Here is a 23,243-nt window from a genome sequence, read left to right as displayed (position 1 = left end):
CCGCCCGAGAACGATCCGTCCTCGTCGATTGTCGCGGTAATGTGTGACGGACGCGAGGACGTCGCGACGGCGTCGCGTGCCGCAGGACTGCTTGGGGGAGCATCATTCGATGAGAGCCGTGTCGTGGACGCGTGGGCGAAAGGGAACGATCGCCAGCATCGGCGTGCTCACCGTCGGCGCCGTCGCGCTCACCACGTTCGCCGTCGCCTACGACGGCAACCCCACCGCCGAGGTCGAGCTCGACGACGGAGCGGTGTGGGTCACGAAGACCTCCGCCGAGGTCATCGGGCACCTCGGCACCGAGTCGGCGCTGCTCGACGGCCAGCTGCGCGGCGCCGAGTCGGATCAGGTGCGGGTGCTCCAGACCGGACCGCACGTCTTCGTGCACGACGCCGGCAACAACTCCCTCTCCCGGGTGGACGGCGCCGCGATGGTGCTCGGCGAGCGCGTCATGGTCGACGCCGGATCGTCCGTGCAGCAGGGTGGCGAGACCCTCGCGATCCTCGAGCCCGAGGACGGAGCGCTGTTCGTGATGCCGGCCGCCGAGATGGGATCCTTCTCGGTCGAGGAGAGCGAGCCGACGCTCGAGGTGCCCTCCGACGCGGTCGTGACCGTCGGCGTCGACGGCGCGGTGCACGTCGCGTCCGCCTCCCAGCGCACGATCACGACCATCGAGACCACCCGCGACGGCTCTCCCGCCGACGAGCCGGTCGAACGGCAGATCGAGAACGTCGCCGACGGCGACGCCCTGCAGATCACCTCGGTCGGCCGCGTGCCCGTCGTGCTCAACGCCGCCGAGGGGCTCGTGATCACCCCGGACGGGCTGGCGACCTCGGTCGGCACGGGCGAGGGCATGCGCCTCGCCGACGACGCCGAGAGCGGTTCCGCGGTGCGCGTGGCCACGTCGTCCGCGCTGCTGACGGTGCCTCTCGACGGATCCGAGGCGGCGTCCGTCGCCGCGGGAGGCGAGGGCGAGGCGACCACCCCGGTCGTCGTCGACGGGTGCGCCTACGCCGCCTGGCGCGGGGCGAACCTCTTCGTCCGTGACTGCCCCGGCACCGACCGCGACCTCGCGACGCCGCTGCCGGACGCGGCGGGTGACGCGTCGCTGACCCTGCGGGCGCGCGGGACGGCCGTCGTCGTGAACGACGGCGTCGGCGGGCGCTCCTGGCTGGCGTCGGACGAGCTGCAGATCGTCGACAACTGGGACGACCTGACGCCGCCGGAGGGCGACGACCAGGAGTCGGAGGAGGTCGAGCAGACCGACGCGACCGAGGTGCAGCCCCCCGACCGCACGCAGGACAACCGTCCGCCGGAGGCGGGCGACGACGAGTACGGCGTGCGCGCGGGGCGCTCGGCCGTGCTGCCGGTGCTCGACAACGACAACGACCCCGACGGCGACCTGCTCACCGTCACCGTGTCCGAGCAGCCCGCGATCGGCACGGTCGAGCCGATCCAGGACGGCAAGGCGCTCCAGATCACGGTTCCCCCGAACGAGGCGACCGGCACGGGCACGTTCTCCTACACGGTCGAGGACGGGCGCGGCGGATCCGACACCGGCCGGGTCACGTTCTCCGTGCAGTCCGACGAGCAGAACCAGGCGCCCGTGCAGAAGCCGCTGCAGCCGACGGTCGCCGTCGAGACCGGCGGGTCCGTCACGTACAACGTGCTGCCCGACTGGATCGACCCCGACGGCGACGACATCTTCCTCGCCGGCGTGACGCCCGCGGAGGGCGACGAGGTGACCTTCACGGCCGACGGCCAGGTCACCTACCACGCGCGCTCGGGACAGGAGGGGCCGATCGAGGTCGACGTCTCGATCTCCGACGGCCGCGCCGAGGCGACGGGATCACTCGCCCTCGACGTGCGCCCCGTCGGCACCGTGCGGCCCGTCACGAACGCCGACCACGCCGTGCTCTACGAGGGCGAGACCGCGACGGTCGAGCCGCTCGTGAACGACATCAACGCGGCGAGCGAGGAGCTGACGCTCTCCGCGGTCAGCGAGATCCCCGAGCTGGGCCTGCAGGTCGACCACCAGAACGGCACCTTCGAGGTCACCTCCGACGAGGCGGGCACCTACTACCTCGAGTACACGGCGGTCGCCGGTCCGCAGTCGGCGCCCGGCCTCGTGCGCGTCGACGTGCTGCCGCAGGAGAACACGTCCGACGATCCGCCCGTCGCGGTGCGCGACACCGCCTACCTGCCGGGCGGCGGCGAGGTGCTCGTCGACGTGCTGCAGAACGACCAGGATCCGTCGGGCGGCGTGCTCGTCGTGCAGTCGGTGTCCGCGCCGGACGGATCCGGGGTCTCGGCCGCCGTCCTCGCCCACCAGACCGTGCGCATCACGGACCGCGCGATGCTCTCGGAGCAGGTGGTCGTGAGCTACACGATCCACAACGGGCGGAAGTCGGCCTCGGGCGAGATCGTCGTGATCCCCGTGCCGCCGAGCGACACGATCCAGCCCCCCGTGGCCGAGGACGACAGCGCGACGGTGCGCGCGGGCGACATCGTCACGATCCCCGTGACCGACAACGACCACCACCCGAACGGCGACACCTTCCAGGTGGTTCCCGAGTTCGTGGAGGCGCCCGACGAGGAGCAGGGTCAGATCTTCGTCTCCCAGGACACGGTGCGGTTCCGCGCCGCCGAGGGCGCGAGCGGTCAGGCGACCGCGATCTACGAGATCGTCGACAGCCAGGGGCAGAAGAGCGCCGGGCTCATCCGCATCGACATCACGCCGTGGAACGAGGAGAGCAACTCGGCGCCGAACGCCCGCAGCGTCACGGCGCGGGCCATCGCGGGCTCGTCGTCGCGCGTCGAGATCCCCCTCGAGGGCATCGACCCCGACGGTGACATGGTCGATCTCGTCGGCATCTCGTCGGCCCCGAGCAAGGGCCGCATCACCGAGATCGGCCCCGACTTCTTCACCTTCGAGGCGTATCGCGACGCATCGGGCGTCGACGCGTTCCGGTACCGCGTCGTCGACACGTTCGGCGAGGAGGCCATCGGCACGGTGCGCATCGGCATCGCGCCCCCCGAAGGCACCAACCAGCCGCCGAACGCGATGACCGACGAGATCGCGATGCGCCCGGGGCGCACCGTCTCGGTGCCCGTGCTCGCGAACGACTCCGACCCCGAGGGCGACACGTTCGGGCTCGTGAGCGACGGCATCGCGCTGCCGGACGGGTCCGATCTGCGCGTGGAGGTCTCGGGCGACCGCATCGTCGTGACCGCCCCCCAGAACCCGACCCAGACGCAGTTCGAGTACGCGATCCGCGACGAGGTCGGCAACGAGGCGCGCGGCGTCGTGCACGTGACCGTCGCCGAGGACGTGCCCCTCGAATCGCCCATCGCGCGCGACGACCGCGTGCTCATCGACATGGTGACGGGCGACTTCACGGCCGACATCGACCTGTTCGAGAACGACGAGGATCCGGACGGCACGACCGACGCGCTCGAGCTCGCCGTCGACCGGGTCGAGCCGCTGCCCGCGAAGGGCCCCGGCTGGGTGCGGGTCGCGATCGACGATCGCCGCCAGACGATCCCGTACACGGTCACCGACATCGACGGCAACGAGGCGTCGGCGTTCCTCATCGTGCCCGCGAAGGACGACCTGCGCCCCGTCGCGAAGGAGGGCGCGGCGATCGAGGTGCAGAGCAACAAGGTCGTCGAGATCCCCCTCGCCGACTACGTGCAGGTGGCCGACGGCCTCGACGTGCGCATCACCTCGAGCGACCGGGTGTCGGTGAACCACGGCGACGGATCCGCGCTCGTGAAGGACCCGACGACCCTCCAGTACCGGTCGGAGTACCGCTACATGGGATCCGACGACATCACGTTCGAGGTGACCGACGGCGACGGGCCGGACGACCCCGACGGCCGCAAGTCGGTCATCACGCTGCCGATCACGGTCACGACGCCCGAGAACGAGCCGCCCGAGTTCACGAACACGACCACGACGGTGGGCGCGGGCGACGGCCCGGTCACGATCGACCTCGCGCAGCGCACGTTCGACATCGACGAGGATCCGATCTCCTACACGGCGACCAGCACCCTGCCGGACGGCGTGACCGCCGAGGTCTCGGGAAGCACCCTGACCGTGGAGGCGACGCCCGAGGCCAGGGGCCGCAACGCCACGGTCGAGCTGGCCGTGAGCGACGGCGAGAACGACCCCGTGAGCGGACAGGTCGGCATCACCGTGTCGGCATCGGGCCGGCCCCTCCCCGGCGCCGTCGACGACGCGCTCGGCGAGGTGCACCAGGGCGAGCAGCTGGACGTCGCGGTGCTCGGCAACGACTTCAACCCGTTCGAGGGAGACGGGCCCCTGCGGGTCATCGACGCGCGCGTGGAGGCGGGCGACGCGTCCGTGTCCTACACGGACGACTCGGTGTCGGTGACGCCGGGAGGGTCCTTCCACGGATACCTCACGGTGCGCTACACGATCGCCGACCTCACGGACGATTCCGACCGCTACGTGCAGGGCCGCATCACCGCGACCGTGCTGGGCGTCCCGGATCGGCCGGGCACTCCCCGCGCGAGCGAGGTCGGCAACCGCCAGGCGACCCTGTCGTGGACCGCGCCGTCGAACAACGGCGCGGAGATCGGCGAGTACCTCGTCGAGGACACGCTCGGCAGCGGATACAGCCAGGAGTGCCGGTCGACCGTGTGCCGTCTCGAGGGGCTCGTGAACAACCGCGAGTACCAGTTCGTCGTGAGCGCGATCAACGAGGTCGGCCCCTCGCCCGCATCGGCGACGAGCGCGGTCGTGCGCCCCGACGTGAAGCCCGAGGCCCCGGCGGCGCCGCGATACTCGCTCGCGAAGGGGGAGCGCGATCAGCGGCTGGGCATCGCGTGGAACAAGCCGCGCAGCGAGGGCTCTCCCGTGACGGGCCACTACCTGCGCATGCAGGGCGGCGGCGAGGAGAAGGTCATCGACCTCACCGGCCGGGCCGCCACGAGCTACATCCGGAACGAGCTCGTCAACGGCACGAAGTACCGCTTCCAGGTCGCGGCGGTCAACCGCGCGGACGTGCGGAGCATCGACGACTGGGCGTGGAGCCCGTGGAGCGCGTGGGAGTACCCGGCGACCGTGCCCGACAAGCCCGGCGTGCCGTCCGTCACCCGCGAGCGGAGCAGCATCGGGGAGAACATCTTCACCCTCGCGCTGCCCGAGAGGGTGTCGAACGGAGGCGCGAAGATCGAGAAGTGGGCGGTGCAGGTGCATCACCGCGGGGGCGTCGCGGAGACGATCACGCAGGTCGCCGACGGCCGCACCGAGATCCGCTTCGCGCTCAAGACCTCGACCGAGGACTACCGCTTCTCGCTCGCGGCGCTCAACCGCGAGGGGAGGGGCGCGTATAGCGACCAGACGAAGGGCATCCGCTCGTACAGCGAGCCGGGGCCGGTCAGCGAGGTGCGCGCGGCAGGCGCGGACGGCGCGCTCCACCTGAGCTGGGCGCCTGCAGAGGGCAACGGAGCCCGCGATGAGGAGCTGGGCTACCAGTACCGCCTCAGCGGGCCGTCGTCGACCTGGAGGGACGTCCCGAAGATCGGGCGAGACGGCGACCGGCTCACCACGACCATCCCTGCCGTCAACGGGCAGGATTACACGGTCGCCGTGCGCGCCTACTCCCAGATGGGGGGCGAGGGACGTCTGCCCGGCGAGGCGGGGAGCACGCCGGACTCCGTGCGCCCCTTCGGTCCTCTGCCCGATCCGGTGATCCAGTGGACCTTCCGTGGCGGCGATCTCGATCTCCGCGTCGTCCAGGAGACAAACGGCTACCCTCTGCGGGCGCTCACCGTCTACATCGAGGGGCGCGACGGACGCCTCCTCTACGACCGGCGCTGGGACGGCAACAGGCAGCGGTACGACGAGACGACGACTATCCCGCTCCCGCCGGGCGAGCGGGTCCGGATCAAGGTCTACGCCCGCGATACCGCACCAGTGGACGACGGGCAGAAATCCTCCGGCATCCAGGGCGATGTCCCCGTTCCGGAGCCGTCGTTCGAGCTGAAGGTCGGCAGCAAGGATCGCCCCGTGCTCGACTACGCGAACGTCACGCCGGGCACGTACGAGCTCACCTGTTCGTACAAGAACAATCTCTTCTGGAGCACCGACCGGGGCACCGCAGAGATGTCGGGGTCGGGCACACTCGAGAGCCTCCCGTGCTTCGACAAGGCGAAGGCGGGCAGCACCATCGAGCTGGAGGTGCGCTCGCAGTGGGACAACGGGACCGGGCGCGAGCTCGTCCCCGGAGACAGCGGCGACGCCGGCAAGATCAAGCTCCCCCCGCCGCCCTCAGAGTGACACCTCCCCTCCCCACGAAAGCGAGAACCCGATGACGATGACGCCCCAGCAGGCCGGCTGGTTCCAGGGCACCTTCAGCCGCCTGGTCGACAACGTCGACCGCGCCCTCATGGGCAAGCGCGACGTCGTGAGCCTCGTGCTCGCGTCGATGCTCGCCGAGGGGCACGTGCTGCTCGAGGACGCCCCCGGCACGGGGAAGACGAGCCTCGCGAAGGCCCTCGCCGCCACCGTGCAGGGCACGTCGAACCGCATCCAGTTCACGCCCGACCTGCTGCCGAGCGACGTGACGGGCGTGACGATCTACGACCAGAAGACGCAGAGCTTCGAGTTCCACCAGGGGCCGGTGTTCACGTCGATCCTGCTCGCCGACGAGATCAACCGCGCCTCGCCGAAGACCCAGTCGTCGCTCCTCGAGGTGATGGAGGAGGGGCGCGTCACGATCGACGGCGTCACGCACGACGTCGGCCGGCCCTTCCTCGTGCTCGCGACGCAGAACCCGATCGAGACGGCGGGGACCTACAAGCTGCCAGAGGCGCAGCTCGACCGGTTCCTCATCAAGGCGTCGATCGGCTACCCGACCGCGGAGGTGACCGAGCGGATCCTCGCGGGCGCCGCCGACCGCAACCCCTCGGCGAAGCTCACGCCGCTCATCACGACGGAGGCCGTCGCCGACATGGCCGACCTCGCCGCGACGGTGCACGTCGACGCGGCGGTGCTGCGCTACACCGCCGACCTCGCCGAGGCCACCCGCGCCGACCAGGACACGCGGCTCGGCGTCTCCGTGCGAGGCGCGCTCGCCATGATCCGCCTCGCGAAGGTGTGGGCGGCCGCCCAGGGGCGCCACTACGTGATCCCCGACGACATCAAGGTGCTCGCGCAGCCGGTCTGGGCGCACCGCCTCGTGATGGACCCCGAGGCCGAGTTCTCGGGCGTCGCCGCGTCGACCGTCGTGCAGCGCGTGCTGAGCGACGTCCCGGCCCCGCAGAACCGCGCGCAGCAGCCGGCCTCCTGACCGCACGCGAGCATCCGCCGATGAGCAGTCCGACCCCTCCCTCCGCGCCGATCGCGGGCGTCCCCGCCGACATGGCGCCCTCGGGCGCGCCCGTCGACCCGGCCACCCCCGCGTTCGCTCCGGCCGAGGCGCCCCGCGCCTCCTGGTGGCGCGTCGCCGGGTACCTCGCGGCGCAGGCGGCGCGCGCCGTCGGCCGCGCGGCGCGGGTCGTGCGCCCGGTCGGATGGCTCGCGATCGTCGGCGCCATCGCGCTGTGGATCCTCGGACCGCTGTACGGATGGCGCGAGCTGACGACGGGCGCGATCGTGCTCACCGTCATCGTCCTCGCCTGCGCCTGCTTCCTCCTCGGCAGCACCCGCTACGAGGTCGAGCTGGACCTCACGCGCGACCGGGTCGTCGTCGGCGAGTTCGCCCAGGGCGGCCTCATCCTCGCGAACACGACGAGCCGCGCGATCCCGTCCTCGCGCGTCGTGCTGCCCGTCGGCGACGGCAGGGGCGTGTTCCTCGTGCGGCGCCTGGCGGCGGGCGAGCGCGTCACCGAGCTGTTCCGGATCCCCACCCAGCGCCGCGGGGTGCTGCCCGTCGGCCCCGTCAGCATCATGCGCGGCGACCCGCTCGGCCTGTTCGAGCGGGTCGAGCAGCGCGACGAGCCCACGGAGCTGTTCGTGCATCCGCGCTCGGTGGTCTTCGAGGGCCAGACGCTCGGATTCGTCCGCGACCTCGAGGGCCTGCCCACGACCGACCTCGCGCGCGACGACATCTCGTTCCACGCGCTGACCGAGTACCAGCCCGGCGACGACCTGCGGCACGTGCACTGGCGCTCGACCGCGCGCACGGGCACCCTCATGATGCGCACCTACGAGCAGACCCGCCGGTCGCACTTCGTCATCGCGGTCTCGCACGCCGAGCACGAGTACCGCAGCGACGAGGAGTTCGAGACGGCGGTGTCGATCGCGGCCTCGCTCGGCCGTCGCGGCCTGCGCGACGCGTTCGACGTCGACCTGCGCACGCAGGGCCGGTCGATGCGCGCGGGCAGCGAGCGGCAGCTGCTCGACTCGCTCTCCGACTTCGAGCGCGACCGCGTGCGCGCGGGCATCGACGAGCTCGGCGCCTACATCGGCGCGAACATCCCGTCGGCCAGCTTCGTGGCGCTCGTCACGGGCCGCGGGGCGACGGCGACCGACCTGAAGGCCGCGGCCGCGCGCCTGCCGGTGGGCGTGCGGACCCTCGTGTGCGTCGCCGACGAGGGAGCGGATCCGCAGCTGCGCCGCATCGCCGACGCCGACGTCGTCACGCTCGGCTCCCTCGACCAGCTGCCCGTCGCGCTGCTGAGGGCCCTCGCATGACCGCCGCGCCGCCGACCCGCCGCCGCGGGCCCTCGCTCGCCCGGACCCCCCGCGCCCGGGAGCCGCTGTCCGCGCGCCGCTGGATCCTCGACCTCTCGGCGATGCTGCTGCTGTTCACCGTGCCGATCCTCGTGCTGTGGCCGCTGTTCGGCGGAGCCCGGTTCTTCGTCGCGGCCTACGGCGCCGTCGCGATCGGCCTCGCGCTCGCCGCGGCGGGGGCCGCCTGGCGCTGGCACATGCTCGTGCTCGCCCCGGCGACGATCGCGGCGTACTTCCTCTTCGGCGGCGCGCTCGCCCTGCCGCACACGGCGATCGGCGGGGTGATCCCGTCGCTCGAGACGCTGCGGGAGCTCGCCGTCGGCTCGGTCACGATGTGGAAGTCGTTCCTCACCACCGTGGTCCCCGTGGCGACGGAGGACGGTCACCTGCTCGTGCCGTTCGCGTTGCTGCTCGTGTCCGCCGTCACGGCGGGGAGTCTCGCCCTGCGGGTGACGCCGCCGGTCTGGGCGCTGCTGCCCGCGGCCGCCGCGCTCGTGCTCACGATCGTCCTCGGCACCTCCACGCCGCCCCGCTGGCTGCCGTTCGCGCTGGGGGCGGGCCTCGTCGTGGTCGCGATCACCTGGCTCGCCCTTCGCGAGGCGATCTCGCCGCGCTTCAGCGCCGTCTCGGTCGCGGGCCACGCGGGCGAGGGCGCGACGGGCGGCGCCGGCGCGCGGATCCTCTCGGGCGCGCTGATCCTCGCCGTCGCGGCCGGTCTGGGGCTCGCGTCCGAGGCGATCGCGCCCCGCAACGAGGTGCGGGAGGTGGCGCGCGACGTGATCGTGCCGCCCTACGACCTCTACACGTACGCGAGCCCCCTGCAGTCGTGGCGGTCGATCGTGCGCGACCATCCGTCCGACGAGCAGGCGCTGTTCGAGGTGAGCGGCCTGCCGGAGGGCGAGCGCGTGCGCCTCGCCGTCCTCGACGCCTACGACGGGCTTGTGTACAGCGTGTCCGACGAGGGCGACCTGCGGTCGGGCGGGTTCTCGCCCCTGCGCGGCAACATGGCCGAGGGAGCCCACGGCGCCGAGGTCGACCTCGAGATCGAGATCCGCGACTACGACGGGGCCTGGCTGCCCGCCGTCGGCCTCGTCGACCGGGTGGCCTTCCAGGGGTCGGGGGAGCGGTTCGACGCGCTGCGCCGCGGCACGTACCTCAACGACCGCACGGGCACGGGCCTCGTGACGGGCGGGCTGCAGACCGGCGACCGCTACGAGATGCGCGCCGTGATCCCCGAGGAGCCGACCCCCGAGCAGCTCGCCGACGCCGACTTCGCGAAGGTGACGCTGCCCCGCCTCGCCCAGGCTCCCGTCGACGCCGCGTCGATCGCCGCCGACATCCTCGACGAGGCGGAGGCGGCCGAAGCCGGATCCCTCTCGCAGTACGACCGCGTGGTCGCGCTCGAGGAGTGGCTGCGCAACAGCTACTTCAGCCACGGCCTCACGAAGGAGGACACGGGCCGCGAGGAGGACGATCCGCAGTCGCGAGCGGGCCACGGATCCCAGCGCATCAGCCAGCTCCTCACCGCGGAGCAGCGCGTGGGGGACGACGAGCAGTACGCGGTCGCGATGGCGATCCTCGCCCGCGAGCTGGGGATCCCCGCTCGCGTCGTCATGGGATTCCACGCGGGCGAGGACGACCCGCACGTCGACCCGTTCGTCGCCTCGGGCTCCACCCTGCACGCGTGGGTGGAGGTCGCGTTCGACGGATACGGGTGGGTGCCGTTCGACCCCACCCCGCCCGCGGACAACGTGCCGGAGGAGATCACGGAGCGTCCCCGGCAGGAGCCGCGCCCGCAGGTGCTGCAGCCGCCGCCCCCGCCGCAGGAGCCCGCCGACGAGCCGCCGCTCGTGCCGAACGAGCGGGAGGACGCCGAGCAGGACGAGCCGCTGCTGTCGCCGCTCGTGTGGATGATCCTCGGCATCGCCGGCGTCAGCCTGCTCGTGATCGCGCTGCTGCTGTCGCCGTTCCTCGTCATCGGCGGGATCAAGCTGTCGCGGCGCCGGAAGCGCCTCGCGGCGCCCGAGCCGAGCGACCGGATCGCGGGCGGCTGGAGCGAGCTCGTCGACCGCGCGACCGACCTCGGCGCCTACCGCGGCGCGGCGCTGCCCGCGGGCGCGACGCGGCACGAGGAGGCCGCGGCGGTCGCGTCGGCCTTCCACGACCCGGAGGTGCCCGTCCTCGCCGCGACCGCCGACGGCGGCGTGTTCGCGCCGGTCGACCCCACGGACGACGAGGTGCAGGCGTACTGGGATCGGGTCGACGAGCGGGTCGGCGCGATGCGTCAGAAGTCGACGCGCTGGTCGCGGCTGCGGGCGCGCCTGAGCCTGCGCGCGCTGCTGAAGGATTCGCCGGTGCGTCGCGCGACGCAGGGCCTTCGTGAGAGGCTCCAGGAAGCACGGGACGCCGTGTCGAAGAGGGGGAAGTGACATGAGCATGTCGACGGGGCAGTCGGGCTACGCCAGCCAGCCGCAGCAGGGAGGCCCGCCGCCGGTCGCGCCGGCTCCGGCCCCTGCGGCGTCCGCGCCGACGGGAGAGGGGCGCGTGACGACCCTCGGGCGCCGCGTGGGCGCCTATCTCATCGACGGGGCGCTCATCGGCATCGTGACGGGGACGGCGTTCGGCGCCGTGTCCTTCGGGATCGCGGACGCCGTGCTGAGGGGCGACCCGACGCGCATCCTCGGGCTCGGCCTCATCCCGCTGCTCGTCTCGCTCGCGGTCGCCCTCGTCTACGTGTGGATGCAGGGGGCGGGAGGGTCGGTCGGCCAGCGCCTGCTGCGGATCCGGATCGTGCGCGCCGACACGGGCGCGCCCCTCGGCTTCGGGCGCGCGCTGCTGCGCACCCTCATCTGGGGTCTCGCCGCCGTCATCGTCGTCGGCTACTTCTCGGTCTTCTTCGATAAGAGCGGACGCCGTCGCGGCTGGCACGACAGCGTCGCCGACAGCATCGTCGTCGACGTCGCGCCCCGCACCGCGTCGGCGCCCGAGACGTCGCCGGCGCCCCCGCAGCAGGCGCCGGCCGGGGCACCGCCCGCGGCGTCGGGCTGGGCGCAGCCGCACGACCTGTCCTTCCCGACGCACGATCCCGCGCCGCCCGCGTGGGACGGCGGGCAGACCCCGTCCGGGCTGGCGTTCCCGCCCTCGGCGCCCTCCGCACCGCCGTCGCAGGGAGGGATCGCGTTCCCGCCCGCTCCGGCGCCCTCCGACGGAGCGGCCCCTCCCGCCGCCTACGCCCCGCCCCCCGCCGGGGGAGCGTTCGCGCAGCCGGCGGAGTCCGCTCCGGCACAGCCCGCGCCCCCGGCGTTCGAGGCCCCTCCGGCCTTCGAAGCGCCCGCCGCACCCGTCTCCGATGAGCCTCCCTCGTTCGCCGCGCCGATCCCTCCGGCGGCGCCCCCGGCGTTCGAGGAGCCCGCTCCGCCGGCCGAGCCCGCCCCGCCGGCTGAGCAGCCCGCGCCGCCGACCGCTCCCGCCTCCGCGCCCTCCGGCGAGCCGATCGCGTTCGTGCCGGGTGTGACGCAGGATCCGGCCCCGCGCGAGGCGCCGGCCTCCGCGGAGGCTCCCGCCTCGCCCGTCGAGGATCTGCCGGAGGACACGGTCGTCGTGAACCGGGCCGCGCGCTCGGCGGGGCCGTCCGTCGTGCTCGTCTGGGACGACGGCACGCGCACGACGGTGTCCGGGCGCGCGCTCATCGGACGCAACCCCGCCGACGAGCAGGGCGTCACCTCGATCGCGATCGCGGACGCGTCGCTGTCCCTGTCGAAGACCCACTTCGAGGTGCGGGTCGGCCCGAGCGGCGCGGAGATCGTCGACCGGCACTCCACGAACGGCGTCGTGCTCGTGCGCGGCGGCGAGGAGCGCGTGCTCCCGGTGGGGGACCCGATCGAGGTGGCACCGGGCGACGTGCTCGCGATCGGCGAGCGCACCGTGAGCCTCGAGGGGCCGGGAGCCGCGGGATGACCCAGCCCGCCATCGTCACGGCGGCGGGCGCGGCGACGGACGTCGGCCGACGCCGCACCGTCAACGAGGACGCCGCGCTCGCGTCGGCGCCCTGCTTCCTCGTGGCCGACGGCATGGGCGGCCACGACGCAGGCGACGTCGCGGCGGCCACCGCGCTCGGCGCCTTCAGCGGCTTCGCGGGGCGCGGGGCGGTCTCCCCGGAGGAGGTGCGCGACGCGCTCGCGCAGGCCAGGCGGGTCATCGACCGGTTCTCCGAGACGCAGCAGTCGGGCGCGGGGTGCACCCTGACGGGGGTCATCGCCGGGCAGCAGGAGGACGTCGGGTACTGGCTCGTCGTGAATGTGGGCGACTCTCGCACCTATCTCCTGCGCTCGGGGCGCCTCGCCCAGCTCACCGTCGATCACTCGCTCGTGCAGGAGCTCGTCGACGCGGCCGGCATCACGCTGGAGGAGGCGCGCGCTCGGGTCGGCGGCCACGTCGTCACGCGCGCACTCGGGGCCGGGAACCCCGGTGCCGCGGAGCTGTGGATGCTCCCCGCCCTGCCAGGCGATCGCGTGCTCGTGTGCTCGGACGGGCTGTCCGACGAGCTCGACGCAGACGCCATCGCTGAGGTGCTGCGCGGCGAGGACGAACCGCAGCGGGCCGCCACGCGGCTCGTCGACGCCGCCGTGCACGCGGGCGGACGCGACAACGTCACGGCCGTCGTCGTGGACGCGCTCGAGGTGCGCGGATGCGGCGAGGGCGCGGACATCGAGGTGCAGACCCTCGAGCGCGACTCCTGGCGCGTCGTGGAGATCGACGCGGACACCCTTCCCCGGCGATCGGAGACGGACGCATGACCGGGATCCTCATCGTCGGCGGGCGCCGCGTCGCGTTCGTACCCGCGGGTCCCGTGGCGGGATACGAGGAGACGCTCGCCGCCGAGCTCGCCGTGTCGTGGGACGCGGCCTGCGCGGCCGTCCGCGGGCTCGACTGGGCGATCGTCGTCGACCTCGACGCCTCGCCCGCTCGCGTGTCGACGACCGGCTCGCCGCCCGCGACGGCGTACGCCGGCCTGGCGACGGACGCGCCTCGTCCCGAGGCGCCGGAGGCCGCCGCGCCGCCCGCCGCCTCCGCGGCGCCGCCGCAGGAGGAGGCTCCGGACCCGGGGCACGACTCCGTCGAGAGCGCCGACGGGTCGCAGGACCCCGCGCCCGGTTCCGCCGCCGACGGCGGCGCTCCCGACGCGGGGGAGGAACCAGGCGCCTCCGACGCCGCGGCTCCGTCCGCGGCGGATGCCGGCCCCGCCGACGGCGAGACCCCCGAAGCGCCCGCGGAGCCGGAGACGGCGGACGGCGCCGAGGACCCCGCCGAGGCGGACGTGCGCGCGACGCCGACGGACGCCGACGGGGGATCCGCCCCGGCGGGGAGCGTCCCCGACGACGCGGCGCCCGCGGGCGATCACGACGGCGCGACGATCTCCGTCGCGGAGCTGCGCGAGGCGCGCCCCGCGACGCGGCGCGACCGGCGACGGACCGGCGACGAGGGCGACCACGACGGAGCCACCATGACCCTCGCCGAGCTGCGCGCCCTCCGCGCCGCGGAGGAGGTCGGGGGTGACGCGGAGCCCGCCCCCGACGCGCCCCGCGCGGATCCCGAGGAGCCGGAGGGAACGCCGTCGTCCGCGTCGCCGCTCCCCGCGACGACCCTCGCCGCGGCGCCCGAGCGCGAGGCGTCCGCCGACACGATCGTCGACCTGTCCGCGGATCCGCCCGCCCCGTCCTGTCCGCGCGTGCGGCTCTCGACGGGCGAGGAGATCGCCCTCGACCGCACCGTGATCATCGGCCGCAGCCCGAGCGCCGCTCGCGTCGCGCTCGACGCCCCGCCGCGCCTCGTCGCCGTCGACAGCCCGCAGCTCGACATCTCGCGCAGCCACCTCGAGCTGTCCTCCGACGACGGATCCGTCATCGCCGCCGACCTCCGCACCACCAACGGCACCCTCCTGATCCGCGGAGGCGCCGATCCGGTGCGCCTGCGTCCGGGGGAGCGCACGGTGCTCGTGCCGGGCGACGTGCTCGACCTCGGCGACGAGGTGCGCATCACGGTCGAGGAGCGCACGTGACGCGTCGCGTCGCGTCCTCCCCGCCCGAGATCGCCGGATTCACGGCGCTGCAGGTGCTGGGATCCGGCGGCTTTGCCGACGTGTTCCTGTACGAGCAGAAGCTGCCGCGTCGGCGCGTGGCGGTGAAGGTGCTGCTGCCCGATCGCATCTCCACCTCCGCCGCGCAGTTCACGGCCGAGGCGAACGTCATGGCGATGCTCTCGACGCACCCGTCGATCGTCACCATCTACCAGGCGGGCGTCGCGGACGACGGCCGGCCGTACCTCGTCATGGAGTACTGCCCGCGCCCCAACCTGCAGGTGCGCTATCGGCGCGAGGCGTTCTCGATCGGCGAGGCGCTGCACACGGGGATCCCCGTCGCCGCCGCCGTCGAGACGGCGCATCGCGCCGGGGTGCTGCACCGCGACATCAAGCCCGCGAACATCCTCGTCACCGAGTACAACCGCCCCGCGCTCACCGACTTCGGCATCGCGTCGACCTCCGCCCAGCCCGACGAGAGCCAGGGCGTGTCGATCCCGTGGTCGCCGCCCGAGGCCTTCGCGGATCCGCCCCGCAGCGGCGTCGAGAGCGACGTGTACCAGCTGGGGGCGACGCTGTTCACGCTGCTCGCCGGGCGCTCGCCGTTCGAGGTCCCGGGGCAGAGCAACGCCTCCGCCGCGCTCATCGATCGCATCGAGAGGCTGCCGCTGCCCGCGTTCGAGCGAGACGATGTGCCCGCGTCGCTGCGCGCCGTGCTGGAACGGGCGATGGCGAAGGACGCCTCCGCGCGCTTCCCCAGCGCGGTCGCCTTCGCCCGCGCCCTGCAGAAGGTGCAGATCGAGCTGGGGCATCCCGTCACTCCGATCGACATCCTCGACGACCATCCCGAGGACGCCGAGGATCCCGGGGCGGAGCCCGACGACATCGGCGAGACGCGCATCCGCCGGCTCGGAGCCACCCGCGGCCCGCGCTCGCCCGCCGCGGGCGCCGTGCACCTGCCCGTCTCGCCTCCCGCCCCCGCGCCGGCGGCGCCGTTCGAGATCCCGCGCGAGGCGGCGCCCATCGACCATTCGGCGTTCGCGCCTCCCGGGGAGCCCTCTCCCTCGCCGACGACCGGATTCGCCCCCGAGTCGACCTTCGCGCCGCCCGCGGCGGAGGATCCCGCGGGGCCGGCCGAGAGCACGACGACGACGCGGCGGGAGCTGCGCGCCGCGCGCGGCACGGCGCAGGGGGACGCGTCCCCGGATCCTCGGGCGTCCGACGACGCGGCGGCGCTGCGCGAGGCGGCCGTCTCGGGCGACGAGCGCGCCGACGACCCCGCCGCGCTCCGCCCGGACGCCCGGCCGTCGGAGGATCGGGCGCGGGACGCGTCGGCGGACGTCGCGGCGCCCGAGGACGCGACGCGCGCGGCCCCCGACGGCCCCGCGGCCGCCGACCCCGCCGGGGAGACGTTCCGGCGCACCGCGGGGGAGACCCGCGCGGATCCCGCGCCCCCGGCGGCCGACGCCGCGGCGATCGACGACGCCACGGTGCGGCGCGCGCCTCGGGCGGGCGCGCCGGATCCGTCCGGTCGCGCCCCCCGGGACCAGCCGGCGCCCCCGGCGGTCGAGGATCCCGCCCCCGATGAGACGATCCGCCGCGCCCCGCGGCCGCCCGAGCGCGTCGCGCCGCCCGATGACGCGACGCGGCTGCGCGACCCCCGGCCCGGCCCGGCGGAGGCGCCCGTCGCCGACGAGACCGTGATCCGCGCGCGGGCGGAGCGGCCCGCGCGCTCCGCCCCCGCGTGGGTGCCTCCGGCGATCGACGACGTCTCCGACGAGACGGTCGCCCGGCCCCGCCGCGGACCGAGCGCCGACCCGGTCCTCGACTACGCCTTCGAGTCGCGCGTCGAGATCGACGCGTCGAGCGTCCCGAAGGCCGACCCGGCGCAGTTCCGGACGACCGGCCGAGACGGCGCCCAGTCCGTCACCCGCGCCCCGTCGGCCGCGGCGGCGCCGGAGGCGGCTCCCGCTCCGCGCCGCCGCGTGAACTGGCCGCTCGTGATCGGCCTCGCGACGACGGCCATCGTCGTCGCCGGCGCGGTCGCCGGGGTGCTGCTCTGGGTGGCCGCGCAGCGCGACGCCGAGGAGACGCCCTCGGAGCCCGCCACGGTGCGCGAGGTGCCCCCCGTGGAGGGACTCGAGGGGACGATCGAGGGCGACGAGGTCACCTTCACGTGGCGCAGCGCCGACAGCGAGCTCGGCGACGCGTACCTCTGGGGCATCGCCGAGGAGGGGCGCCTCACGGAGTTCGGGGAGGAGACCGCCGACACGTCGGTCGTCGTGCCCCTGCAGTCGACCGACCAGACGTGCATCGAGGTCATCCTGCAGCGCGGCGACGGCAACCGATCGCCGCTCGAGCGCGCCTGCGTGACGCGGCCGGGAGCCGCGGACTGACGACGAGACGATGACGGGGGACCCTCGCGGATCCCCCGTCGTCGTCCGGCGCGGCGCGCTACTCGCCGACCGGGACGGTGCCGTGCGACAGCACCTTGATGATGATGCCCCGCCGGCCGAGCTCGGCGATCGTCTGCGCCTCCTCCGCGGCGTCGCGGCCGAAGACGCGGGCGCTCGTCACGACGACGACGTCGCCGCTCTCGAGGCGCCCGAACAGACGGGTGAGGCGCTCCTCCCACGTCTCGACGACGTTGGGCGCCGGGTGGCGGAAGCCGTCGATCGGGACGCCGAAGCTCGTGAGCAGCTCGCGCTGCTCGACGACGGACGGCATGCCGTCTCGCGCGACCACGATGCCGACGAGGCGGGAGCCCTCGGGACGGGCGCGCCAGATCTCGTTCTGGGTGCTGACCTGCTGGACGTGCTCGCTCACACGTCCATCATGCCCCACGCGATCCGCCCGTGCGGGGATCCGCCCGCGTGGGGATCCGCCCGACGAGGCGTCAGATGAGGGCGAGCTCGCGCAGCTTGGCCTCGACGTCGGCGTTCGACGGCTCGACCTGGTGCGACGAATCGGGGTAGACGACCACGGGGATGTTGGTGCGGCCCGAGATGTCCTTCGCGACGTCCGCGGCGGCGGGGTCGGCCTCGAGGTCGACGTAGGCGTACTCGACGCCGAGCTCGTCGAGCTGAGCCTTGGTGCGGCGGCAGTCGCGGCACCACTCGGCGCCGAACAGGGTGATGGTGTCGTTCGCGGGAGCGCTCATGCCCTCAGGATACGTCGCCCGGAGACGCGGGAGGCCGCGCGGGGCGCCCGCGCAGGGGGGTCCCCGCACGTGCGGCGCGATCTCCCAGCCAGTCGAAGGCGGGCGCGCGGCAGGATGGATGTCGAGCGCACCGTGCGACCATGATCGACATGCGGGAGGGAGGAGCGAGGTGGAGCTGACCGTCGTCGTCCCGACCTTCAACGAGGTCGACAACGTCGCCGAGCTCGTCCGCCGCGCCTCCGCCGCCCTCGCCGGCCGAGACGCCGAGATCCTCTTCGTCGACGACAGCTCCGACGGCACGGCGGATGCCGTGCGCCGCGCGGCCCGGTCCGCCCCGCTCCCGGTGCGCGTCGTGCACAGGGAGCAGCCCGTCGGCGGCCTCGGCGGCGCGGTCGTGGAGGGGTTCCGCCTCGCCGCCGCCGACCGGTGCGTCGTCATCGACGGCGACCTGCAGCACCCGCCAGAGACCATTCCGCTGCTCGCCGATCGCCTCGAGGAGGGCGACGCCGACGTGGTCGTCGCCTCGCGCTACGCGGGCGGCGGCAGCGCCGGGGGCCTCGCCGACCGCACCCGCGAGCTCGTCTCGCGCGGATCCAACGCCGTCACCCGCGCGATGTTCCCCGTGCGCCTGCGCGACGTGACCGACCCGATGACGGGGTTCTTCGCCGTCGACCGCCGCGCGCTCGATCTCGAGACGCTGCGGCCCCGCGGCTTCAAGATCCTGCTGGAGATCCTCGTTCGGCAGCCGCTGCGCGTCGCCGAGGTGCCGTTCGCGTTCGGCGACCGCTTCGCGGGGCGGTCGAAGGCGTCGCTCGCGCAGGGCGCGCGCTTCCTCCACCAGCTCGCTCTGCTGCGGTTCGGCAAGATGAGCCTGTTCGCCCTCATCGGCGCGCTCGGCGCCGTCGCGAACATCGGCATCGTCTGGGCGCTCACGAGCCTCGGCGTCGGCTACATCGCGGCCGCGGTCGTCGGAGCGGAGGCGACGATCATCGGCAACTTCCTGCTCATCGAGCGGTTCGTGTTCCGCGACATGCGGGAGCAGGCGCGAGGGTTCGGGGGGCGGTTCGCCCACTCGTTCCTGTTCAACAACGTCGAGGCGGCCGTGCGCATCCCCGTCATGGCGCTCATGGTCGAGACCTGGCACGTCTCGAGCGTGCTCGCGACGGCGGTGACCCTCGCGGTCGCGTTCGTCGCGCGCTTCACGTTCCACTCCCTCGTGGTCTACGCGCCGCGGCGGTCAGCGGTGCGGGAGCTGCGCCGATCGTCCGTCCGCGTCCCCTGAGGAGAGCGGATCCGCCCGATCGAGCGGACGGGAGGCGCGCGACCCGTCCCTCAGGCCGCCACGGCGTGGCGGGAGCAGACGGCGCGATCCCCGCAGTCGCCGCACAGCACGACGCGGGATCGGCACGCCTCGTCGGCGCAGTTCACCATCCGCTCGTCCGGAGCCCCGCACGACGCGCATCGCCCGAGCACGGCGGCGTCGTCGCCGAACGTCATCGACTCGCGGCCGTCGAACACGTAGAGGGATCCCTCCCACAGGCCCGCGTTGCCGAACGTCTCGCCGTAGCGCACGATGCCGCCGTCGAGCTGGTACACCTCGCCGAAGCCGCGTGCGGTCATGAGGCTCGACAGCACCTCGCAGCGGATGCCTCCCGTGCAGTACGTCACGACGGGCCGGTGCTTCAGGTGGTCGTAGCGCCCCGAGTCCAGCTCGGCGACGAAGTCGCGGGTGGTCTCGACGTCGGGCACGATCGCGTCGCGGAAGCGCCCGATCTCAGCCTCGAAGGCGTTGCGGCCGTCGAAGAACACGACGTCGTCCCTCGTCTCCACGAGCCGGTGCAGCTCGCCAGGGGCGAGGTGCGCTCCGCCTCCCACCACGCCCGACGCGTCGACGGTCAGCTCGTCGGCTGCGCCGAACGACACGATCTCGTCGCGCGCCTTCACCGACAGGCGCGGGAAGTCGAGGCTCCGCCCCTCGTCGTCGAGGCCCGTGCCCGCCGACCACTTGATGTCCGCCCCGCGGAACGGCGCGTACTGCTTCGTCTTGCGCACGTAGGCCTTGAGCGCCGACATCTCGCCGCCGAGCGTGCCGTTGATGCCGTGGCGCGAGACGAGGATCCGCCCGCGCAATCCCAGCATCTCGCACAGATCGCGCTGCCACAGGCGCACCGCCTCGGGGTCGGCGAGGGGCGTGAAGACGTAGAAGAGCAGGACCTTCGCGAGCACGGATCCAGGGTAGGCCGCGCGTCTGGGAGGGGCGGCCGGATTCCGTTCGCGAAGGGGCTTCCCCCGAGGGGCGGGGATGTGTACGGTGAGGACACACCGATCGTCGAGAGGAAGGAGTCGGATGGGAGTTCTGGACAACGCCAAGGACGCAGCCGAAGCAGCGGGCGAGAAGGTCAAGCGATCCGCTGAGGACGTCGTCGACAAGGCCTCCGACAAGATCGACGAGCTCAAGGCCGAAGCCAACGTGAAGAAGGCAGAGGCCGAGCGCGACGCCGTGAAGGCGAAGAACGAGAAGAAGGAAGACCTGCGAGACGACTGATCGTCCGCTCACGAGAGGCGGGGGCCCCGATCCACAGGATCGGGGCCCTCGTCATGTCCGGGATCGGCCCCTGGCCCTCGGCCGCGGGGTAGCGTCGGGTCATGGCTTCCGAACACGTGGTGACCCTGCTGGACGAGACGAAGGTCGTGGCCGTCGTGACGAGGCGGCAGAGCGGCGAGGCGACGGCGACCCCCATCTGGTCGATGGTCGTGGACGGCGTGCCCTACATCCGCTCGGCGTACGGCGAGACGTCGTGGTGGTGCCGGCACGTGCGCGCGGGCCGTCCCGTCGCGTTCGTCGACGGCGACGGGGCGGTGGCCGAGCGCGATCGGGCGGCGGCTCTGGAGCTGCCGCGCGTCGACGTCGGGCTCGAGCCGATCGCCGCCGACGACCCGCTGCAGCGGGCGATCAGCGACGAGGTCGAGCGCAAGTACGCCGGATCCCCGCGGTCGTCGATCGACGCGATGCTGTCGGACGAGGCGATCGCCTCGACGTTCCGCGTGGTCTGAGCGGCGGGCCGCGTCTCGCGCTGATCCGCGCGCCGCCCCTTGATATGCAGATACGTCTTAACGTACTTTGGCGGCATGGACGACGATGCCGATCTCCGCGATGCCGTGCGCGCCCTCGCCGAGCGCGTCGCCGCGCTCGAGGGCTCCCGGGCGCCTGTCGCTCCGCCCGCCGCGCCCGACGACGAGACCTACTGGGCGCTCGACGGGCTCGTGGCCCGGCGCGGGCAGGACGAGACGACCGCGCGCGGATCCGTGATGATGGTCGGATCCGTCGAGGTGCCGACGGGTGGCACCGTCTCCTGGCAGCAGGAGGCGGGGTCCGAGGGGCTCATCGAGGTCGAGTGGGGCGACCGCGCGACGGCGTTCGCGGCCCTCGGCCATCCCGTGCGCGTGGAGCTGCTGCGGCGCATCCTGCAGGGCGTGCGCACGACGGCCGCGCTGGCGGCGCTCGACGAGCTCGGCACGACGGGGCAGCTGCATCACCACCTGCGCCAGCTCGTCGCGGCCGGGTGGGTGCGGCAGAGCGGGCGCGGGAGCTACGAGATCCCCGCGGGCCGCATCGTGCCCCTCCTCGTGTGCATCGTGGCGGCCGAGCGATGAGGCGCGCGCTCGCCGGGGCGTACCGGCACCGCGCGGCGATCTACGTCGTCGCCGTCGCCGCGATCCTCGTCCTCGTGCTCGCAGGTCTCGCCGATCTGCCCGACCCGGTCGAGCGGGTGCGGTGGGTGCTCGTGCTGGTCGCGCTCGCCGGCATGGCGCTGTGCGGGCTGCTCGCGCTCGCGGGATCCCGGCTGCTGCCCGAGCGGAGCGCGGTGCGCGTGGTCTCGCCGGTCTCGGGGCGCTGGCGCGGGATGAACAGCCCCGCGTCGAAGGTGCCGAGCCACGGCGTGCGGATGTACGGGCAGGCCTATGCGATCGACCTCGTCGCCGAGCCGGACGGCCCCCTGCGGCCCGCGTTCGGCGGGGAGCCGTTCCGCGACCCGGCGGAGTATCCGGCGTTCGGCGCGCCGGTGCGGGCGATGATCGACGGCGTCGTGGTGCGCGTCGACGACCGTCAGAGCGACCACCGGGCGCGGTCGAACACGCTCGGCGTCGTCGTCATGATGGCGGAGGGGCTGGTGCGCGAGCTCGGCGGGGTCCGGCGGATCCTCGGCAACCACGTGACGATCCGCGGCGACGACGGCGCGTACGCCCTCGTCGCGCACCTGCAGTGCGGATCCGCGTCCGTCGCGGTCGGCGACCGCGTGCGCGCGGGCCAGACGATCGGCCGGTGCGGCAACACGGGCAACACGAGCGAGCCGCACGTGCACGCGCAGATCATGGACCGCGAGAACCCGGTCGCGGCCCAGGGCATCCCGATGTCGTTCGCGGGTCTCGTGCTCGACGGAGACGAGGGGCCCGTCGACGGCCTGCCGCGCACCGACCAGGTCATGGTGGCGCCCCCGGCGCACGACGGAGAGGATGGGGGATCATGAAGCTGACGGGACTCACCCTCGCGGGCCTCCTGCTGGAGGCCATCGCGGTCGGGCTGTTCGTCTGGGGGATCGCGGGCGATCTGCCGGTCGTCGTCGTGCCGGGTCTCGTGGGCATGGCGATCGCGGTGACGCTGATCGTGACGGGCGTCGTGCGGCAGACGCGCGCATCGTCCGCGAGGGACGACCGCTATCGGCCGCCGGTCGGCACCGCCGAGGCGGAGAGGTTCCGCACGCCGCCTCGCGCGGACTGACGGGCGGCCGATCCGCCGCGCCCCCGGGTGCTCCCGCGGAGAGGCGGTCAGCCCTCGTCGATCGGCTCGATGTCGAGCATCGTGTGCTGCGCGGGGAAGCCCTCGAGGTAGACGAGCGTGCACGCCGTCACGCGCGCGGTCCACACCTCGCGCACGGCGAGCTCGGGGCGCGGTGCGAACGGCATGTCGCGCGGTGCGAAGACCTGGCCGCCGTTGGATCCGATCGAGGCGTGGCTGTGGTTCATGTAGCGGATCCCCGTCTCGAGGTCGCGGACGACGGGGCGCGCGTGCGGCGCCGACCACTCGACGCGGTCGCGCCTCTTCGCCGGCCGCGCGTCCTCGAACCACGTGAGCTCCACGCGGTGGCCGACGGGGATCGGGGCCGGGTAGTTCAGCGCGACCTTCGTCATGGCGACAGCCTAGGGGCGCCCCGGATCCCCGCGACCTCTCGCGCCGCGAGCGACCACGAAATCACCGAGCGACCACGAAATATCTTGGTCGGTCGGTGATTTCGTGGTCACTC

General features: G+C 73.7%; 18 protein-coding genes. 14 read left to right on the top strand and 4 right to left on the bottom strand.

The genetic code is table 11. The annotated features are described in order from the left end of the window. The first annotated feature begins 118 nt into the window (after positions 1 to 118). The 8 genes from NHL53_RS10060 to NHL53_RS10025 are packed head-to-tail and all read left to right on the top strand — an operon-like array spanning position 119 to position 17,176. On the top strand, positions 119 to 6,307 hold the full coding sequence (locus NHL53_RS10060; RefSeq protein WP_433776730.1) for an Ig-like domain-containing protein: 6,189 nt from the start codon (positions 119 to 121) through the stop codon (positions 6,305 to 6,307). Between the two features lie 31 nt (positions 6,308 to 6,338). Beyond that, the gene (locus NHL53_RS10055) at positions 6,339 to 7,319 is read left to right on the top strand and encodes an AAA family ATPase (protein ID WP_433776729.1); all 981 of its coding nucleotides are present in this window, start codon (positions 6,339 to 6,341) and stop codon (positions 7,317 to 7,319) included. 20 nt (positions 7,320 to 7,339) lie between these two features. Continuing rightward, a complete protein-coding gene (locus NHL53_RS10050; protein WP_433776728.1) occupies positions 7,340 to 8,665 on the top strand; it encodes a DUF58 domain-containing protein in 1,326 nt (441 codons plus the stop codon). Next, entirely contained in the window at positions 8,662 to 11,133 is a 2,472-nt protein-coding gene (locus NHL53_RS10045) for a transglutaminase-like domain-containing protein (protein WP_433776727.1), read from the top strand. The genes NHL53_RS10050 and NHL53_RS10045 overlap by 4 nt, the downstream gene beginning before the upstream one ends. Before the next feature lies 1 nt (position 11,134). After that, a complete protein-coding gene (locus NHL53_RS10040; protein ID WP_433776726.1) occupies positions 11,135 to 12,661 on the top strand; it encodes an RDD family protein in 1,527 nt (508 codons plus the stop codon). Further along, complete coding sequence (locus NHL53_RS10035) at positions 12,658 to 13,500, top strand: PP2C family protein-serine/threonine phosphatase (RefSeq protein ID WP_433776725.1); 843 nt, start codon at positions 12,658 to 12,660, stop codon at positions 13,498 to 13,500. The genes NHL53_RS10040 and NHL53_RS10035 overlap by 4 nt, the downstream gene beginning before the upstream one ends. After that, positions 13,497 to 14,762 carry an FHA domain-containing protein gene (locus tag NHL53_RS10030; RefSeq protein WP_433776724.1) on the top strand — a complete coding sequence of 422 codons (1,266 nt, stop codon included), beginning with the start codon at positions 13,497 to 13,499 and terminating at the stop codon, positions 14,760 to 14,762. The genes NHL53_RS10035 and NHL53_RS10030 overlap by 4 nt, the downstream gene beginning before the upstream one ends. Further along, complete coding sequence (locus NHL53_RS10025; protein ID WP_433776723.1) at positions 14,759 to 17,176, top strand: protein kinase domain-containing protein; 2,418 nt, start codon at positions 14,759 to 14,761, stop codon at positions 17,174 to 17,176. Before NHL53_RS10030 ends, NHL53_RS10025 begins: the two co-directional genes overlap by 4 nt. Positions 17,177 to 17,234: 58 nt before the next feature. Here NHL53_RS10025 and NHL53_RS10020 read toward each other — a convergent pair whose 3' ends face one another. Further along, positions 17,235 to 17,606 (bottom strand): dehydrogenase, encoded by a 372-nt coding sequence (locus NHL53_RS10020; RefSeq protein ID WP_433776722.1) that lies wholly within the window; start codon positions 17,604 to 17,606, stop codon positions 17,235 to 17,237. Between the two features lie 70 nt (positions 17,607 to 17,676). Next, positions 17,677 to 17,940 (bottom strand): glutaredoxin domain-containing protein, encoded by a 264-nt coding sequence (locus NHL53_RS10015; RefSeq protein WP_433776721.1) that lies wholly within the window; start codon positions 17,938 to 17,940, stop codon positions 17,677 to 17,679. Between the two features lie 169 nt (positions 17,941 to 18,109). Here NHL53_RS10015 and NHL53_RS10010 point away from each other — a divergent pair, with 169 nt between their 5' ends. Next, on the top strand, positions 18,110 to 19,222 hold the full coding sequence (locus tag NHL53_RS10010; RefSeq protein WP_433776720.1) for a glycosyltransferase: 1,113 nt from the start codon (positions 18,110 to 18,112) through the stop codon (positions 19,220 to 19,222). A gap of 50 nt (positions 19,223 to 19,272) precedes the next feature. Here NHL53_RS10010 and NHL53_RS10005 read toward each other — a convergent pair whose 3' ends face one another. Then, a complete protein-coding gene (locus NHL53_RS10005; RefSeq protein WP_433776719.1) occupies positions 19,273 to 20,166 on the bottom strand; it encodes a rhodanese-related sulfurtransferase in 894 nt (297 codons plus the stop codon). Between the two features lie 121 nt (positions 20,167 to 20,287). Here NHL53_RS10005 and NHL53_RS10000 point away from each other — a divergent pair, with 121 nt between their 5' ends. The 5 genes from NHL53_RS10000 to NHL53_RS09980 all read left to right on the top strand — a co-directional run bounded on the left by NHL53_RS10000 (position 20,288) and on the right by NHL53_RS09980 (position 22,720). Next, positions 20,288 to 20,485 carry a hypothetical protein gene (locus tag NHL53_RS10000; RefSeq protein WP_433776718.1) on the top strand — a complete coding sequence of 66 codons (198 nt, stop codon included), beginning with the start codon at positions 20,288 to 20,290 and terminating at the stop codon, positions 20,483 to 20,485. Positions 20,486 to 20,586: 101 nt separating this feature from the next. Then, on the top strand, positions 20,587 to 20,994 hold the full coding sequence (locus tag NHL53_RS09995) for a DUF2255 family protein (RefSeq protein WP_433776717.1): 408 nt from the start codon (positions 20,587 to 20,589) through the stop codon (positions 20,992 to 20,994). A 75-nt stretch (positions 20,995 to 21,069) separates the two neighbouring features. Next, positions 21,070 to 21,594: an ArsR/SmtB family transcription factor gene (locus tag NHL53_RS09990; RefSeq protein WP_433776716.1), complete on the top strand. Its 525-nt coding sequence runs from the start codon at positions 21,070 to 21,072 to the stop codon at positions 21,592 to 21,594. After that, positions 21,591 to 22,469: a M23 family metallopeptidase gene (locus NHL53_RS09985; RefSeq protein ID WP_433776715.1), complete on the top strand. Its 879-nt coding sequence runs from the start codon at positions 21,591 to 21,593 to the stop codon at positions 22,467 to 22,469. The genes NHL53_RS09990 and NHL53_RS09985 overlap by 4 nt, the downstream gene beginning before the upstream one ends. Continuing rightward, positions 22,466 to 22,720, top strand: a complete 255-nt coding sequence (locus tag NHL53_RS09980; protein WP_433776714.1) for a hypothetical protein — start codon at positions 22,466 to 22,468, stop codon at positions 22,718 to 22,720. Before NHL53_RS09985 ends, NHL53_RS09980 begins: the two co-directional genes overlap by 4 nt. Positions 22,721 to 22,767: 47 nt before the next feature. Here NHL53_RS09980 and NHL53_RS09975 read toward each other — a convergent pair whose 3' ends face one another. Further along, the gene (locus NHL53_RS09975) at positions 22,768 to 23,130 is read right to left on the bottom strand and encodes a hypothetical protein (protein ID WP_433776713.1); all 363 of its coding nucleotides are present in this window, start codon (positions 23,128 to 23,130) and stop codon (positions 22,768 to 22,770) included. Positions 23,131 to 23,243: the final 113 nt, after the last annotated feature.

Source organism: Microbacterium sp. gxy059 (assembly GCF_050958665.1).
Taxonomy (GTDB): domain Bacteria; phylum Actinomycetota; class Actinomycetes; order Actinomycetales; family Microbacteriaceae; genus Microbacterium.
This window is presented reverse-complemented; position numbering and strand designations above follow the sequence as displayed.

Coding starts and splice junctions, on each gene's coding strand:
- NHL53_RS10050 (WP_433776728.1), top strand. CDS start 7,340: ATGAGCAGTCCGACCCCTCCCTCCGCGCCGATCGCGGGCGTCCCCGCC.
- NHL53_RS09980 (WP_433776714.1), top strand. CDS start 22,466: ATGAAGCTGACGGGACTCACCCTCGCGGGCCTCCTGCTGGAGGCCATC.
- NHL53_RS10045 (WP_433776727.1), top strand. CDS start 8,662: ATGACCGCCGCGCCGCCGACCCGCCGCCGCGGGCCCTCGCTCGCCCGG.
- NHL53_RS10015 (WP_433776721.1), bottom strand. CDS start 17,940: ATGAGCGCTCCCGCGAACGACACCATCACCCTGTTCGGCGCCGAGTGG.
- NHL53_RS09995 (WP_433776717.1), top strand. CDS start 20,587: ATGGCTTCCGAACACGTGGTGACCCTGCTGGACGAGACGAAGGTCGTG.
- NHL53_RS10000 (WP_433776718.1), top strand. CDS start 20,288: ATGGGAGTTCTGGACAACGCCAAGGACGCAGCCGAAGCAGCGGGCGAG.
- NHL53_RS10035 (WP_433776725.1), top strand. CDS start 12,658: ATGACCCAGCCCGCCATCGTCACGGCGGCGGGCGCGGCGACGGACGTC.
- NHL53_RS09985 (WP_433776715.1), top strand. CDS start 21,591: ATGAGGCGCGCGCTCGCCGGGGCGTACCGGCACCGCGCGGCGATCTAC.
- NHL53_RS10030 (WP_433776724.1), top strand. CDS start 13,497: ATGACCGGGATCCTCATCGTCGGCGGGCGCCGCGTCGCGTTCGTACCC.
- NHL53_RS09975 (WP_433776713.1), bottom strand. CDS start 23,130: ATGACGAAGGTCGCGCTGAACTACCCGGCCCCGATCCCCGTCGGCCAC.
- NHL53_RS10040 (WP_433776726.1), top strand. CDS start 11,135: ATGAGCATGTCGACGGGGCAGTCGGGCTACGCCAGCCAGCCGCAGCAG.
- NHL53_RS10055 (WP_433776729.1), top strand. CDS start 6,339: ATGACGATGACGCCCCAGCAGGCCGGCTGGTTCCAGGGCACCTTCAGC.
- NHL53_RS09990 (WP_433776716.1), top strand. CDS start 21,070: ATGGACGACGATGCCGATCTCCGCGATGCCGTGCGCGCCCTCGCCGAG.